Origin of the sequence: Novosphingobium guangzhouense (genome assembly GCF_002896965.1) — a bacterium.
GTDB lineage: Bacteria > Pseudomonadota > Alphaproteobacteria > Sphingomonadales > Sphingomonadaceae > Novosphingobium > Novosphingobium guangzhouense.
The window spans coordinates 84,773-99,032 of sequence record NZ_LYMM01000073.1; the positions used below are offsets into that span (position 1 = coordinate 84,773).

The following is a 14,260-nucleotide window of genomic DNA, read 5'->3' on the forward strand; positions in this document are numbered from 1 at the left end:
ATCTCACCCGTGGCGGCTTTTCACACCGCCACGCCCTGCGCCTTCGCAAAGGCCGCCAGCTTACCCAGATAACCTGCCTTGCGCTCCGGCGTGAGCCATGCAGTGTCGAGCGCATTGTGCGAAATTCGTACCAATTCCGCCTTCGTCAGCCTTGATCGCACCTGCGCCTCGATCATAGCTTCGGTGATGTAGCTGCTGCCCATGTAGGCGGGGTCGTCCGAGTTGATCGAGACTTTCAGTCCCTGATCAAGCATTCCGCGCACCACCTCAACCGGTTGCCCATCCACCACGACTTTACCTGAGAACGAAGGGCAGACGGTAAAGGCCATATCCTTCGTCTTGGCGATGCCGATCAGTTCGGGCGACTGCAGGATGTTGCCGCCGTGGTCGATGCGATCGACGGCGATATCGACCAGCGCCTCACGCAAATGCTCCAGCGTGTCCTTCTGGTTCACGTCGCAATGGGCTGTCACTTTCAGGCCGGCGGCGCGGGCCTTGGCGAAGTGGGCGGCGAACTTGGTGGGCGGATTGTCTTTCTCGTCCGAATCGAGGCCCACCCCAACAAGCTTGTCCTTGTAGGGCAGAGCGGCATCGAGCGCAGCCATCGCGTTATCCGCCGTGAGGTCACGCATGAAGCACAGGATCAGTTGCGAGCCGATGCCCAGCTTTGCCTCCGCATCCGCCCTCGCGCGGGTGATACCCCCAATTACCGCCGCGATCGGCACACCTCGGTCGATATGCTGCTGGGGGTCGAAGAACATCTCGGCATACAGCACGTTCTGGGAATGGGCCTTGGCCAGATAGGCGTAGCACAGATCGTAGAAGTCCCGCTCAGTTAGCAGGACGTTCATGCCCTCGTAGTAGACCTTCAGGAACGTGGGCAGGTCGTGGAACACATAGCTGCGCTTCATCGCGGCGACATCGGCGTAAGGCAGCTTGACCCCGTTGCGTTCAGCAAGCGCGAATTTCATCTCGGCTTCCAGCGTACCTTCGAGATGCACATGGTACTCGGCCTTGGGCATGGCGGCGATGAATGCCGCCATGTCCTGCTGCGCGGCGAGCGCATGCATTGGCATCAATGGCATCGCTGCGGCGCACAGCGCTCCGCCGATCAGAAAACGTCGATCCATGTTCATGATGAAAGCCCACCCCTGAGAGAAGAGTCGATCATCAGGACAGGCGCAAGCCGTGTCCAACCGAGAAAACGGGACACGGCGTTGCAGAAAATGGGGCGTCTTGCCGCGCCCTCGTCAGTTCCAGGTGGCTTCGGGCGGCAGACTCATCAGGATCGCGTCGATGTTTCCGCCGGTCTTCAGACCGAACAGGGTGCCTCTATCATAGACAAGATTGAATTCGGCATAGCGGCCGCGCCATTCCAACTGCTGCACCTTGTCGGCGGGGGTAAAGTCCATCCCCAAGCGGCGACGGACCAGCTTGGGAAACACCGCCAGAAAGGCTTCTCCCACCGCTTGCGTGAAGGCGAAGTTGGCTTCCCACGCGGCTTGGTCAGGACATTCGAGGTGATCGTAGAATATGCCGCCCACGCCGCGGTGCACCTTGCGGTGCGGGATGTAGAAATACTCGTCCGCCCATGCTTTGAAGCGGTCGTAATAACCGGCGCCATGGCTATCGCAGGCAGCCTTGAAGGCAGCGTGGAAATCCTCGGTATCTTCCGCATAGGGCAGCGGTGGATTGAGATCCGCCCCCCCGCCGAACCATGCCTTCGTCGTCGTAAGGAAGCGGGTATTCATGTGGACCGCCGGAACATGCGGGTTTGCCATGTGCGCGACAAGGCTGATGCCGGTGGCAGTGAACCCGTTGTTTTCGGCAGACGCACCATTGATCGTCGCGGCGAAGTCCTTGGCCAGCCCGCCGGAAACGGTCGAGATGTTCACCCCGACCTTCTCGAACACACGCCCCTTCATCAGCCCGCGCGTGCCCCCGCCAGTCTCGCCGCCCTCGCCTTCCACGGCAGCACGCTGCCAGGGCGTGTATCCAAACACGGCATCAGAACCAGCCTCACGTTCGATCGCCTCGAACTCGCCGCAGATGCGGTCGCGCAAGATGCGAAACCAGTCGCTGGCGCGCGTCGTGTAGGGGGTCCAGTCCATCATCGTGTCCTCATGGCAGGTTGCCGCACTTATGGCACTCATCGCTTTGCAGGGCGCTTGCCAAATCGGACAGGCTGCGGCAAGGGAAAGCCATGGTTCCCTTTTCGTTCTGCCGTCAGGAGATGATGCTGCTCGACGGCGCCCTGCGCGGAGCAAGCGCGCTCTACTGGCCGCGCGAACAGGCGCTCCTCGTCGCGGACCTGCATCTCGAAAAGGCGAGCTTTTTCGCACGGACCGGGCAAATGCTCCCTCCCTACGATAGCCGCGAGACACTGGAGCGCCTGGCCTCGGCAGTGCGAACCACCGGGGCGCGTCGCGTGTTTGCTCTGGGCGACAATTTCCATGACAGTCGCGGCCCTGATCGGCTGGAACCGCATGCCGCAGGAATGCTGGCCGCCCTCACCCGGGCGCTGGATTGGGTATGGATCACGGGCAATCACGATCCGCATCTGGGCGACGAAGCCGGCGGCACTCGGGCGGAAGAACTCGTGGTTGCGGGGATGACGCTAAGGCATCAGGCGATTCCCGGAACCCAAGAAGCGGAAATCTCAGGCCATTTTCACCCACGGCTGATGGTGGAGGCGCGCGGGCGCCGGATCACGCGTCCCTGCGCAGTCCTGAGCGAAAAGCGCCTCATCCTGCCGGCATTCGGTGCATTGACGGGCGGGATGAACGCCGCCGATCCGGCGATCCTGTCCGCGTTGCAACCGGCCGAAACAATCGAGGCTCTGCTGCCTGCACGCGACAAGCTTGTACGCTATCCGCTCTGGCGAAAAGCGGCCTGAACACCTATATGGCCCGCAAGGTCGGTTTCCGGCCGGGGCGATCCTGATGCCTTGTCGTAAAATCCCGGCTTTCGCGGGAGGACGAATCGCATTAATGACCGCCGAATCCCGCCACGTCGACAGTAACGACTCAGGAGAACGCATATAGCACCCCCACCCCGGCGCATGATGACGCCACCGGTCAAGAGTGGACCGCGCTACAACAACATGATCCAGTCGGACAAGGTCCGCGTCATCGATCACGAGGGCGAGAACCTCGGTGTCATGTACACGCGCCAGGCGATCGAACAGGCCATGGATGTAGGCCTCGATCTCGTTGAAGTGTCCCCGAACGCCGATCCGCCGGTGTGCAAGTTCCTCGATGTGGGCAAGTACCGGTACGAGGCGCAGAAGAAGGCAAACGCCGCTCGCAAGACGCAGAAGACGCAGGAGATCAAGGAGATCAAGATGCGTCCGAACATTGACGACCATGACTACGACACGAAGATGCGCAATGTCGTGCGCTTCATCGAGGACGGGGACAAGGTCAAGGTGACGCTGCGCTTCCGTGGCCGCGAACTTTCGCACCAGCAGCTTGGCATGGACCTTCTGCGCCGCGTGCAGCAGGACGTGGAAGAGATCGCCAAGATCGAAGCCTATCCGCGCATGGAAGGCCGTCAGATGCTGATGGTGCTCTCGCCTAAGTAAAAGCGATCGCCGTCCGTCTCGATGGAAAAACGAAGGGCGTGGCCGATGGCCGCGCCCTTTGTCGTTGGGAGCCCTTGGATATAAATTCGCCTGCGAAATTCAGCCGTAGCTCAGCCCTTCCACTCGCGTCGATCTTCCGCCGCGCGCAGGACCTCATAAGCCAACTGGTACGTCTGGAACGCCTTGGCGGCTTCCGGATCGTTGGGCTTCACATCCGGGTGCACTTCCTTCGCCTTCGTGCGCCACGCTTTGCGGACGGCATCGAAATCTGCATCGGGATCAAGACCTAGCGCCTCTAGCGCCCGCAGCTCGTCCCGGCTGCGCGAACCATCCCCCGAACCGGCCCAGCCGTAATGCGCGGATTCCTTGTACCCGGACGTTTCGGCCTGCTCGCTCGCCTCCCGGGCAGCAGCTTCTTCTGCGTCAAGGCCTGCGAAGTAGTCCCAACCCGAATTGTATTCCGCCGCGTGCTTCTGGCAGAACATCCAGCGATCCGGGCTGTTTGGGCTTTTAGGTGCGGGGCAGTTGCCCGGCTCGTTGCAACCGTGCCGATCGCACAGGCGCACCTGCGCAGCTTCGCGGCTGCTGCCATAACCGCGCCAGCGCGGGAAACCCCAATCTGTAGATCTGCGTGCGCGGCTCATCAGATCGGCGATACGCCGCGACTCGACAGCGATGCAACCCTTTCGGCGCGCAAAAATCTTCCGGCGCGCAAGGCCATCCTCGCGCGCCGGTTCATTGTCAGTCGATGGTGACCGTCACCGCCCGACGGTTCTGCGCCCAAGATGCCTCGTCCGAGCCGAGCGCTATCGGGCGTTCCTTGCCATAGCTGACCGTGGTGATGCGCGAAGGGTCGATGCCCAGGCTTGCCAGATAATTCTTGGCAGCGTTGGCCCGGCGTTCGCCCAGCGCGATGTTGTATTCGCGAGTGCCGCGTTCATCGCAGTGCCCTTCAATCGTGGCGCGCTTGTTCGGATACTGCTGCAGCCACTGCGCCTGCTTGGCAAGTGCCGTCTGATCTTCCGCATCCACCGCCGAATCGTCGAGCGCGAAGTAGATCGTGTCGGCCCCCATCATCTTGGCCACGAAGTCTGCCTGGCTGCCCGCAACCGGGCCATAAGAGCCAGTCTGGCCGGTTTCCGTGCTCGTCGCCGGGCCGGGATCGGGCGGCAACTGCGCGGGAGCCTTCTTGCCGCAGGCCGAAATGGCAAGAGCGCCCGCGACGACCAGCGCAGTCGCGCCGACGCGGGTGATCCGCAAGGATGAGAGGGAAGAAGGCATCGGCAATCTCCTATGTCGCCGCCGTGATACGACTGGCCGGTAGAATGGGCGGCGTGGTGTGATGGTTCCGTTCAATTCTCTACACAGTCAAGATGAACGTCGGGCAACCTTGATGCAGGCCAGCCGCCCCGGATCTCCGCGGGGCTGCCAATCACCTGCATCACCTTTCCGAATCAGGGGCGGATCGGGCCCCAGGCCGGATCCGAGGCACCCACCGGAGTCGGCAGCTTGCGCTCGTTCCGGCCGGTAAGATCGACCTGCCAGATCGAGGCGACGCCTGTGCTCTTGGTCGTGCGGAAGAACTGCACGATGCGGCCGTTCGGCGACCATGTGGGTGCCTCGTCCTGCCACGAATCCGTCAGGTGACGCATGCCGCCACCGTTCGGGTTCATCACTGCGACACGCAAGTTGCCTGCGATATGCGTGAAGGCAATCTGGTCCCCGCGCGGGCTCCATTCCGGTGTGGCTGCGCGGCCACCGAAGAAGCTGATGCGGCGCTGGTTGGAGCCATCGGAGTTCATCACGTAAATCTGCTGCGAGCCCGAGCGATCGCTCTCGAACACGATCTGCGAACCGTTGGGTGAATAGCTGCCGCCGATGTTGATGCCCGGCCCGTTGGTCAGGCGCTGCGGCGTACCGCCGCCCGCCGAGGAGATGCGGTAGATGTCCGTCGTCCCGCCCTTGGCCATCGAATAAAGCACCCACTTGCCGTCCGGCGACCACCGCGGCGCAAGCGTAGGCGCGCCGGTACGCGCGATCAGGGTCTGCCGGTCGGTCGCAAGGTCATACGAATAGATGCTTGGCTGCCCATTGAGATAGGACAGGTAGAGGATCTTGCTGTAATCCGGCGAATAACGCGGGGTCAGCGCCATGGACTGCCCGCTGGTAAGGAAGCGGTGATTGGCACCGTCCGAGTCCATGATCGCGAGGCGCTTCATCCGGTGATTTTTGGGCCCGGTTTCTGCGATGTATGCAATCTTGGAATCAAAGAAAGGGCTTTCGCCCGACAGGCGCGAATAGACCATGTCTGCGCACTTGTGCGCGGCACGACGCCAATCCGAAGGCGGAACCTGCCAGCCGCCCTTCACAAGCTGCTGCTTCAGTTGCACATCGTAAAGGTAGCAACCGATCGTCAGGTTGCCATCGCCCCCTGCACGAACGAAGCCCTGCACCAGCATGTCCGCGCTGCGCGACGCCCAAGTCACGTAGTCGGGTGCCTGGATCTGGCCATAGGCAGGCTGCGGCAGGCCGTCAGGGCCGGACGGCTTGAACAGGCCGTTGTTTTTGAGGTCACCCGCCACGACCTGAGCCAGCGCACGACCAAGCTGCGCAGTAGTCCCGGCGTTGGTTCGGGTCGGCACATCCTGATCGGTGGCAAACGAAGTGATCGCGATGCCAAGGTCGTTCCATGCACTGTCGTCGGAAACGGTGACTTCAAGGCCGCCGTCCTGCGGTGCAGGCGGCGTGACCACAGGCGCCGGAGCCCCCTGTGCGAAGGCCGTTCCCGAAACCGTCAGCATCAATCCCAAGGCGAGAACGCGGGTTATCTTCATTGCGATAGCCTTCTGTCAAACGTGGTCGTGACGACCTTCCAGCCGTCATAGAGGTCGTCGGGCAATTCAAATGGCGCGGCAAGCCTGACGGCACGCACTGCCTGCTCCTGATGGCGCTCCACCTGGGCGCGGTTCGAAGCCTGGACGCCACTGGTGCCGATCACTTCAGGCGCACCGGCAAGGCTGCCGTCGCGATTGAGGCGGAAACGGACCTTGGTAACGAGCAGTTCCACGTCTGCACCCTGCGGCGCCTGCCAATGCGGCTTGAGTTGTCGGTTGATGGCCGCGCCCAGCGCCGACCGCGCCGATGCGCCGATCGCGGCAGCAGGCGTGCCAGTCTGCTTGGGTGCACTGGAAGTCGCACCGGGAGTGCCGCTCTTGAAGGCGTCGTCGAAGGCGCTGGAGCCGGCCTTCTTCGGCGGCGTCGCCGAATTGCTGGAACCAGAGGTCTTCCCTGCCGGCGCAGGCTTGGGTGAAGGCTTGCGCACAATATCGTCGATGGCGCTCGACTTGCGCGGCGGTGCCTTTGGAGCAGGTTTCGCGGCAGGCTTCGGCGGTGCGGGTTTCGGGGGCGCCGGCTTCGGCGGAGCAGGCTTCGGTTTTTCCACCGGCTTCGGCTTTGGCTTCGGCACGGGTTTCGGCTCAGGCTTGGGCTGCGGCTTTGGCTTTTCGACGACGCGTGGCGCCGGTTCGGGCGCTGGCGCGGGTTCGGGTTCAGGCGCAGGTGCCGGCTCAGGCGGCGACGGTGCCGCCTCCGGTGCAGGCTGCCCCACCTCAGGGCTCTTGTCTGGAGACGCTTCGCCGGGATTGGGTGCGGTCGACGTCATCGCGACGTCGTCGCTGATCGTCACTTCGATCCGCTCTGGCGGCTTAACGACGTTATTTGCACGCGGACTGTACAGGATCGCAGCCAGAACCGCCCCGTGCAAAAGCACAGCGACGACGAAGCCCGCCCGCTCTTCCTTGCGCACACCGAGAATTGCCATCAGGCGAACCTTAGCCTCCGCCCCTTAACCACCGCTGACATTGGTAACCAGCGAGATCGAGGTGAAACCGGCACGGTTGAGTTCGCCCATGACTTCCATGACACGCCCGTAATCCAGCGCCTTGTCGGCACGCAGCGTCACCAGCGGCGGCTTGCCGTCAGGACCGGCCGGGGTCGCGGCAAGGCGCTCCGCCAGTTCGCCTGGAGCAAGTTCGTCCGTCTCGTAGAAAACCGCGCCGTCACGGCGCAGCGTGATCTGCAGCTGTCCCTGCTCCTCGCTCATCGCCTTCGCGCGGCTGTCGGGCAGTTCGATCGGCACTGCGGCCTTGAGCAGCGGAGCGGTCACCATGAAGATGATCAGCAGCACCAGCATCACGTCGACAAGCGGCGTCACGTTGATCTCGGCCATCGGCCCGCGAGAGCCTCGCCCCCGCCTGCGGCCTGCGCCGCCTGACAGGCCCATGCCCATCAGCGCTGCTCCAGCTGACGGGTCAGTGCGGCATGAAGATGGTCGGCGAAACGCTGCAGGCGCGCCTCGAAGCCGTTAACCCGATGCGAAAAGCGGTTGTAAGCGATGACCGCCGGAATCGCAGCGAAAAGGCCGATTGCCGTTGCGAACAGCGCCTCCGAAATGCCGGGCGCGACCACCGCGAGTGAGGAATTCTGCTGCTGGCCGATATCGAAGAAGCTCTTCATGATACCCCACACGGTGCCGAACAGGCCTACGAACGGCGCCACCGAGCCGACCGTCGCAAGGAAGTTCAGGCGGTCGGACAACTTATCCGCTTCCTCGCCCACGGCAGAATTCAGGATCGTGGCGATCCGCTGGCGCGCGCCTTCGGCATCGATGCCGGCGCCCACGTTCCGCTTGAACTCCCCAAGACCGGCGCCCGCAACCTTGCCCATCGGCACGTCACCGCGCTTGCGCTCCTTCTGGTAGGTGTCGAAGTTCTGAGCTTCCCAGAAACCTTCCTCATATTCGTTGCAGCGTCTCGACACCGCACCCATGCGCACCATGAAGGTGACGATGATCATCCACACCCACACACTGGCCAGCACCAGCCCGGCCATGATCGCCTGCACCACGATGTCGGCATCGAGGAACAGTTTCACCGGGTTGAGATGGTTGTCGTCACCGGCGAAGCTGACGGTGGAGGCAAACAGGTCGAGCGTCATTCTGGTCCTTCCGGGGCCGGAGCGGCGATGGGTACAAGTGTTGTAAAGGCCTGTTGCCAGGCTTCGGGCTGTCGGCGCGGTCGTCCTTCAGGGCTGATGAACGCGACCTTTACGGCCGCCTCACAAAGCCTGACACCGTCACGCAAAGCGACCTGACGAAGCACGCTGGCGACGCGCCCCGTGCTTTCGGCCCAAGTCTCTATGAGGATGCTGTCGCCCAACCGTGCCGGGGAAAGGTAGCGCAGGTTCGCCTCGGCTACGGTATAGAGCCCGGCGCCCGCTTCCAGCGAAGCACGCTGGTCGATGCCCAGCACGTCCAGAAGGTCAGACCGGGCACGCTCGAACCAGCGCAGATAGTTGGCATGATACACCACTCCGCCCGCGTCGGTGTCCTCATAGAACACGCGCAGGGCGTAACGATGAACATCGCCTTCGATCACGCCGGACTGGGGCGAAAGGGGTGTGGATGGTGTGTCCGTCATGTCGGGCGGTTGTGTAACGCGAGGGCGTCCGACTTCAACCCCGCGGCCACAGGAACCCGCCCCGAAGGCTGTATTATGAGGTAAATTTTCGGTGGACAGCAGTCAGGCGTCAGCGATCATCTGGAAGAACTGCCGCCCGCCAAAGATATGAACGTGCAGATGCGGCACTTCCTGATGACCGTTGGTGCCCATGTTCACCATCAGCCGATAACCCGGACCGTCCAGTTCCAGTTGGCGCGTGACGTTGCCTACTGCCCGCATGAACCCGGCAATCTCGGCATCATCGGCCTTCGCGGTGAAATCATCCCACGAAACGTATGCGCCCTTAGGGATAACCAGCACATGCACCGGCGCCTGCGGCCGAATATCGTTGAAGGCCAGCGCGTGCTCATCCTCGTAGACCTTCGAGCACGGCAATTCGCCGCGCAGGATCTTCGCGAAGATGTTGTTGTCGTCGTAAGCGAGCTTCGGGTCGATGGGCATGCTTCTCTCCGGGGTTCGATTTCGATCAGGCCTTGGTGCGCGCCGCCTTCTCGGCGATCCCCGAGACCCCTTCACGACGATCCAGTTCGGCAAGCACATCTGCAAGTGGCACGTCTTTCGCACCAAGCAGGAGCATGAGATGGAAAATGAGGTCCGCAGCCTCTCCAACCAGAGCCTTGTGGTCCTCTGTCAGCGCGGCGATCACGGTTTCGGTTGCCTCCTCGCCCAGCTTCTGCGCGATCTTGCGCAGGCCTTTGGCATTGAGCTTCGCGACATAGCTGGAATCGGGATCGGCAGAACGACGCTCGGCGATCGTGGCTTCGAGGCGGGCGAGAGTATCGAGGCTGCTCATGAAACGAGCCATGCGGGCTTGTCCGCGCATGGTCAAGAGCGGGTCAGTCGTCCCTGCGCCTGGACGAGAGCTTGCGCCCGACAGCAACGCCGATCACACCAAGGCCCAGCAGCAACATGCTGCTTGGTTCAGGCAGCGGGATGCCACCTGCGGCATAAGCGGGAGCCGGCGCAACGAGGGTTGCTGCGAATGCCGGGAGATATTTCAGAACGGGCACCGCGAATCCTCCTGTTGATCCGAATGGCCTGCAAATTGCCATCGGCCACGCGCTGCTATGCAGCGCCATCGGCCACGCGCTGCTATGCAGCAAGCCCCGATCATGGGTTGTCCCGATGTGGTTCACTCCGTTAGTCGCATTAGGCTAACAACCAGCCGTTAACCTGCCCGCGCGTTCACCCGCGCGCAGGAATTCCCGCCGCTCGCAGGGCCGCATGCGCGTCTGCGATGGTGTGTTTGCCAAAGTGAAAGATCGACGCGGCCAGAACTGCGCTGGCCTTGCCTTCGGTCACGCCGGCCACAAGGTGGTCGAGGTTGCCGACGCCGCCGCTTGCGACAACGGGGACCGACACGGCCTCCGCAATCGCGCGGGTCAGCGCCAGGTCGTAGCCGTTCTGCGTGCCGTCGCCGTCCATCGAGGTGACCAGCAGTTCGCCCGCGCCATAGTCGGCCAGCCTGATGGCATGTTCAAGCGCATCAATGCCGGTTGCCCTACGACCGCCGTGGGTGAATATCTCCCATTTTCCAGGCGCGACGCGGCGCGCATCGACCGAGGCGACGATGCATTGCGAGCCGAATTTCTCGGCGATATCGGCCACCACTTCGGGCCGAGAGACCGCCGCAGAATTCACCGCGACCTTGTCCGCACCCGCCAGAAGAAGTGCGCGAGCGTCCTCTGCGGTGCGGACGCCACCGCCTACGGTAAGGGGCATGAAGCAGACTTCGGCGGTGCGCTGGACGACGTCGAGGAGGGTGCCGCGGCCTTCGTGGCTGGCGGAAATATCAAGGAAACACAGTTCGTCAGCCCCCGCCGCATCATAGGCGCGGGCCTGTTCGACAGGGTCTCCGGCGTCCTTGAGGTCGACGAAGTTGACGCCCTTCACCACCCGTCCGTCGCGAACGTCGAGGCACGGAATTACGCGGATTCGCACGGTCATTCGGCTTACTCCGGCTTGAAAAACAGCAGTACCGCAAAGAGCGCCACAACGGCACACAACGCGCCATTAAACGCCGTGTAGAGCGTAAACTTCCGCGGATCGGCGGCCTTGGTGGCGATAATCGGGTTACGTGCGCGGCTGAACAGCATCAGCCTTGCGCGCCCCTCACGAAAGTCGCGGAAAGCGAACAGCGCGCCCGGCACGAAGATCGCCAGCGCCAGCACCGCCATCAGGCGATTCTCGTTCACCCTTCACGTTCCGCGAACTGGATCGCGGCGGCAAGGTCGAGGCGGCCGTCGTAGAGCGCACGGCCGGTAATGACGCCCTCGATCCCGTCCTTGGCGTGAAGCGCCAGCAGGCGGATGTCATCAAGGCCCTTCACACCGCCCGATGCGATGACCGGCAGATCGGTCCGGCGAGCGAGATCGACGGTGGCATCGATGTTCACGCCCTTGAGCAGACCATCGCGCCCGATGTCGGTGAACAGCAGGCTGGCCACGCCCGCGTCCTCGAACCGCCGCGCCATGTCGACGATCGATACATCGGAGACTTCGGCCCAGCCCTCGGTCGCGACCATGCCGTCGCGCGCGTCCACCGCCACGACGATGCCGCCCGGATATTCGCGGGCCATGTCCTTGACGAACTGCGGATCCTTGAGCGCCGCGGTGCCCATGACCACGCGCGACACGCCAAGGTCGAACCAGCCCGCCACGGCCTCTGGCGTGCGGATGCCACCGCCCAGTTGGACATGACCGGGGAACACTTCGAGGATCGCCTCCACCGCCTCGCGGTTTTCCGCGCGACCTGCGAACGAACCGTCAAGATCGACGACGTGGAGGAACTGCGACCCGGCCTCTGCAAACATCATGGCCTGCGCGGCAGGGTTGTCGCCGTAGACAGTGGCGCGGTCCATGTCGCCTTCGGCAAGGCGCACGACCTGCCCTTGCTTGAGGTCGATGGCGGGGAAGACGATCATGATCTCAGGGCTTCCATTCGAGGAAACGGGAAAGCAGCGAAAGGCCGTATTGCTGGCTCTTTTCCGGGTGGAACTGCACGCCGACGACATTGTCCTTCGCAACCGCAGCGACAAGGCCGCCACCGTGGTCGGTCATCGCGGCGACAGTCGCGCCATCGACGGGCTGGAAATGGTAGGAGTGCAGGAAATAGGCCTCGCCCGGGTCAATCAGGCCCTGCGCCGGATCCTTGCGGCCAGGCGAAACGTCGTTCCAGCCCATGTGCGGGATCTTGATCTCGGGATCGGTGCGCTCGATCAGGCGCACTTCGCCCTCGATCCAGTCGAGCCCGCGCGTTACCCCGTGCTCCAGCCCCTGCGTGGCGAGCAGTTGCATGCCTACGCAAATACCGAGAAACGGCGCCCCGCCCACATGGACTCGCTCGGTCATCGCCTCAACCATGCCGTGGATCCCCCAGAGCCCTTCGGCGCAGGCCTTGAACGAGCCGACGCCTGGCAGCACGATGCGATCCGCCGCGCGCACAACATCGGGGTTTGCGGTGATCGCCACGTCGCTCGCCCCGGCTGCCCGCAATGCGTTGGCGACCGAGTGCAGGTTGCCCGCGCCGTAGTCGATCAGCGCCAGGGTCATTGGGCCAGAGCCTCCAGCCCTTCGGCAAGGAAAGTCGGCACCCATTCGATCACGTCCACTTTCGCGACGCCGCCCGCGATGAACGGGTCGGTGGCCGCCAGCGCCTCTACCGCCGCGCGGCTTTCGCCTTTCGCGATGATCGCACCGCCTTCGCGCGGAACCTTGCGGCCCCAGGCCAGGAAGTGCCCCTCCCCGCGTCCGGCCTCCAGCCATGCGAGGTGATCGGCCAGCAGCGCATCGACATTAGCGATATCGCTGGTGACGTAAGTGAGGTTGAGGATGAAGATCGCCATCACAGGCTCGCCTGCCCGAGAATGCCTTTGGTCGACGGGATTGCCCCCCCCTTGCGCGGGTCCAGTTCCACCGCCGTGCGCATGGCGCGGGCAAAGCCCTTGAAGATGCCTTCGCAGATGTGGTGGTTGTTGGTGCCGTAAAGCAGTTCGATATGCAGCGTGATGCCCACGGCCTGCGCGATCGAATGGAACCAGTGCTCCACCATCTCGGTATCGAATTCGCCCAGCTTGTCCTGCGTGAAGGCGGCCTTCCAGACGAGGTAGGGGCGGCCGGAAATGTCGAGCGAAACCCGGCTCAGCGCCTCGTCCATGGGCGAATTCACGTCGCCGTAGCGGCCGATGCCAGCCTTGTCGCCCAGCGCCTGAGTGATGGCCTGCCCGATGGCGATCGCGCTATCCTCGGTCGTGTGGTGCTGGTCCACATGAAGGTCGCCCTTGATGTGGCACTTGATGTCGATCAGCGAATGGCGGCTGAACTGTTCGATCATGTGATCAAGAAAACCGATCCCGGTGGACACGTCATAGGCGCCCGTGCCGTCGAGGTTAACCTCAACGGCGATGTCGGTCTCATGGGTCTTGCGGATGATCGAGGCGGTACGCATGGCCGTGCCTATATACCTGTACGCGCCGGAATCAATTCTGTGGCGAAGCTTTGGGGCACAAGAATGCGCGCCATGCGTTTTACAAGCAATCTTCGGTCGCATCGTGCTCGTGGATGTTCCGAGTTAGGGAAAACCCGGCCGGACATGTTATTTTACGCGCGAACACGCTTGACCGGCCAAGGAACCATGAGCACGTAGGGCGCGATGAACGATACCACAGACAGCCTGATCCCTTACGACGAGATCGTGCAGGAGGCCCTGCGCGCCGTCGTTGGCCGTGTGCTCGGCCAGGTGGAAAGCTCCGGCGGGGTTCTCCCCGGTGGACACCACTTCTACATCACCTTCAAGACCGGAGCGCCCGGAGTCAGCATTCCTGCCGACCTTCGTGCCCGTTTCCCGGACGAGATGACAATCGTGCTCCAGAACAAGTTCTGGGATCTCGGCGTCTCTGAAAACGGCTTCACGGTCAGCCTTTCGTTCAACCAGATGCCGGCGAAGCTGGACATCCCCTTCTCTGCCATCACTGCTTTCGTGGACCCGGCAGTGGACTTCGGCCTGCAGTTCCAGGCCATGGCCGACGACGAGGCAGACGAGCTCAACCCGGCCGAGAACGACGCGGAACGCGATGTTGCCTCGCGCATTACTCCCAGTGAAGACGGCTCAAACGTCGTCTCGGTAGATTTCGGCAAGAAGAAGTGACCGGGCGCGCCCG

General features: G+C 63.0%; 21 protein-coding genes. 3 read left to right on the forward strand and 18 right to left on the reverse strand.

What is annotated here, in order from left to right:
- Window positions 1-20 precede the first annotated feature (20 nt).
- Together add and hemF are read right to left on the reverse strand one after the other, a co-directional pair.
- A complete protein-coding gene (add, locus tag A8V01_RS23205; RefSeq protein ID WP_245892790.1) occupies window positions 21-1,136 on the reverse strand; it encodes an adenosine deaminase in 1,116 nt (371 codons plus the stop codon).
- A 114-nt stretch (window positions 1,137-1,250) separates the two neighbouring features.
- Window positions 1,251-2,114: an oxygen-dependent coproporphyrinogen oxidase gene (hemF, locus tag A8V01_RS23210; protein WP_103098779.1), complete on the reverse strand. Its 864-nt coding sequence runs from the start codon at window positions 2,112-2,114 to the stop codon at window positions 1,251-1,253.
- A gap of 89 nt (window positions 2,115-2,203) precedes the next feature.
- On the opposite strand from hemF, the gene pdeM reads away from it, so the two are divergent.
- Complete coding sequence (gene pdeM, locus A8V01_RS23215) at window positions 2,204-2,896, forward strand: ligase-associated DNA damage response endonuclease PdeM (protein ID WP_103098624.1); 693 nt, start codon at window positions 2,204-2,206, stop codon at window positions 2,894-2,896.
- Window positions 2,897-3,061: 165 nt separating this feature from the next.
- The gene (infC, locus tag A8V01_RS23220) at window positions 3,062-3,583 is read left to right on the forward strand and encodes a translation initiation factor IF-3 (RefSeq protein ID WP_103098625.1); all 522 of its coding nucleotides are present in this window, start codon (window positions 3,062-3,064) and stop codon (window positions 3,581-3,583) included.
- A 110-nt stretch (window positions 3,584-3,693) separates the two neighbouring features.
- On the opposite strand, the gene A8V01_RS23225 is transcribed toward infC, so the two are convergent.
- The 16 genes from A8V01_RS23225 to hisB all read right to left on the reverse strand — a co-directional run bounded on the left by A8V01_RS23225 (window position 3,694) and on the right by hisB (window position 13,548).
- Window positions 3,694-4,227, reverse strand: a complete 534-nt coding sequence (locus tag A8V01_RS23225; protein ID WP_103098626.1) for a J domain-containing protein — start codon at window positions 4,225-4,227, stop codon at window positions 3,694-3,696.
- Between the two features lie 97 nt (window positions 4,228-4,324).
- Window positions 4,325-4,864: a peptidoglycan-associated lipoprotein Pal gene (pal, locus tag A8V01_RS23230; RefSeq protein WP_211295126.1), complete on the reverse strand. Its 540-nt coding sequence runs from the start codon at window positions 4,862-4,864 to the stop codon at window positions 4,325-4,327.
- A gap of 173 nt (window positions 4,865-5,037) precedes the next feature.
- Window positions 5,038-6,417: a Tol-Pal system beta propeller repeat protein TolB gene (tolB, locus tag A8V01_RS23235; RefSeq protein ID WP_103098627.1), complete on the reverse strand. Its 1,380-nt coding sequence runs from the start codon at window positions 6,415-6,417 to the stop codon at window positions 5,038-5,040.
- Window positions 6,414-7,403 carry a hypothetical protein gene (locus A8V01_RS23240; protein WP_103098628.1) on the reverse strand — a complete coding sequence of 330 codons (990 nt, stop codon included), beginning with the start codon at window positions 7,401-7,403 and terminating at the stop codon, window positions 6,414-6,416. The genes tolB and A8V01_RS23240 overlap by 4 nt, the downstream gene beginning before the upstream one ends.
- A gap of 24 nt (window positions 7,404-7,427) precedes the next feature.
- Window positions 7,428-7,871 (reverse strand): ExbD/TolR family protein, encoded by a 444-nt coding sequence (locus A8V01_RS23245; RefSeq protein WP_103098629.1) that lies wholly within the window; start codon window positions 7,869-7,871, stop codon window positions 7,428-7,430.
- Window positions 7,871-8,578 (reverse strand): protein TolQ, encoded by a 708-nt coding sequence (gene tolQ / locus A8V01_RS23250; RefSeq protein ID WP_103098630.1) that lies wholly within the window; start codon window positions 8,576-8,578, stop codon window positions 7,871-7,873. The genes A8V01_RS23245 and tolQ overlap by 1 nt, the downstream gene beginning before the upstream one ends.
- Window positions 8,575-9,060 (reverse strand): YbgC/FadM family acyl-CoA thioesterase, encoded by a 486-nt coding sequence (locus A8V01_RS23255; RefSeq protein ID WP_103098631.1) that lies wholly within the window; start codon window positions 9,058-9,060, stop codon window positions 8,575-8,577. The genes tolQ and A8V01_RS23255 overlap by 4 nt, the downstream gene beginning before the upstream one ends.
- Before the next feature lie 102 nt (window positions 9,061-9,162).
- Complete coding sequence (locus tag A8V01_RS23260; protein ID WP_103098632.1) at window positions 9,163-9,543, reverse strand: histidine triad nucleotide-binding protein; 381 nt, start codon at window positions 9,541-9,543, stop codon at window positions 9,163-9,165.
- A gap of 25 nt (window positions 9,544-9,568) precedes the next feature.
- A complete protein-coding gene (locus A8V01_RS23265; RefSeq protein ID WP_103098633.1) occupies window positions 9,569-9,895 on the reverse strand; it encodes a phosphoribosyl-ATP diphosphatase in 327 nt (108 codons plus the stop codon).
- 43 nt (window positions 9,896-9,938) lie between these two features.
- Window positions 9,939-10,112, reverse strand: coding sequence for a PEP-CTERM sorting domain-containing protein (locus A8V01_RS23270; RefSeq protein WP_245892791.1), 174 nt, complete (start codon window positions 10,110-10,112; stop codon window positions 9,939-9,941).
- A gap of 175 nt (window positions 10,113-10,287) precedes the next feature.
- Entirely contained in the window at window positions 10,288-11,049 is a 762-nt protein-coding gene (gene hisF / locus A8V01_RS23275; protein WP_103098634.1) for an imidazole glycerol phosphate synthase subunit HisF, read from the reverse strand.
- 5 nt (window positions 11,050-11,054) lie between these two features.
- Window positions 11,055-11,297 (reverse strand): hypothetical protein, encoded by a 243-nt coding sequence (locus A8V01_RS23280; RefSeq protein WP_103098635.1) that lies wholly within the window; start codon window positions 11,295-11,297, stop codon window positions 11,055-11,057.
- On the reverse strand, window positions 11,294-12,025 hold the full coding sequence (gene hisA, locus A8V01_RS23285) for a 1-(5-phosphoribosyl)-5-[(5-phosphoribosylamino)methylideneamino]imidazole-4-carboxamide isomerase (protein WP_103098636.1): 732 nt from the start codon (window positions 12,023-12,025) through the stop codon (window positions 11,294-11,296). The genes A8V01_RS23280 and hisA overlap by 4 nt, the downstream gene beginning before the upstream one ends.
- A gap of 4 nt (window positions 12,026-12,029) precedes the next feature.
- Window positions 12,030-12,653 carry an imidazole glycerol phosphate synthase subunit HisH gene (gene hisH / locus A8V01_RS23290; protein WP_103098637.1) on the reverse strand — a complete coding sequence of 208 codons (624 nt, stop codon included), beginning with the start codon at window positions 12,651-12,653 and terminating at the stop codon, window positions 12,030-12,032.
- On the reverse strand, window positions 12,650-12,946 hold the full coding sequence (locus tag A8V01_RS23295; RefSeq protein WP_211295128.1) for a YciI family protein: 297 nt from the start codon (window positions 12,944-12,946) through the stop codon (window positions 12,650-12,652). Before A8V01_RS23295 ends, hisH begins: the two co-directional genes overlap by 4 nt.
- Window positions 12,946-13,548 (reverse strand): imidazoleglycerol-phosphate dehydratase HisB, encoded by a 603-nt coding sequence (gene hisB / locus A8V01_RS23300; protein WP_103098638.1) that lies wholly within the window; start codon window positions 13,546-13,548, stop codon window positions 12,946-12,948. Before hisB ends, A8V01_RS23295 begins: the two co-directional genes overlap by 1 nt.
- A gap of 204 nt (window positions 13,549-13,752) precedes the next feature.
- Here hisB and A8V01_RS23305 point away from each other — a divergent pair, with 204 nt between their 5' ends.
- Window positions 13,753-14,247, forward strand: coding sequence for an SspB family protein (locus A8V01_RS23305; protein WP_103098639.1), 495 nt, complete (start codon window positions 13,753-13,755; stop codon window positions 14,245-14,247).
- The last annotated feature ends 13 nt before the right edge of the window (window positions 14,248-14,260 follow it).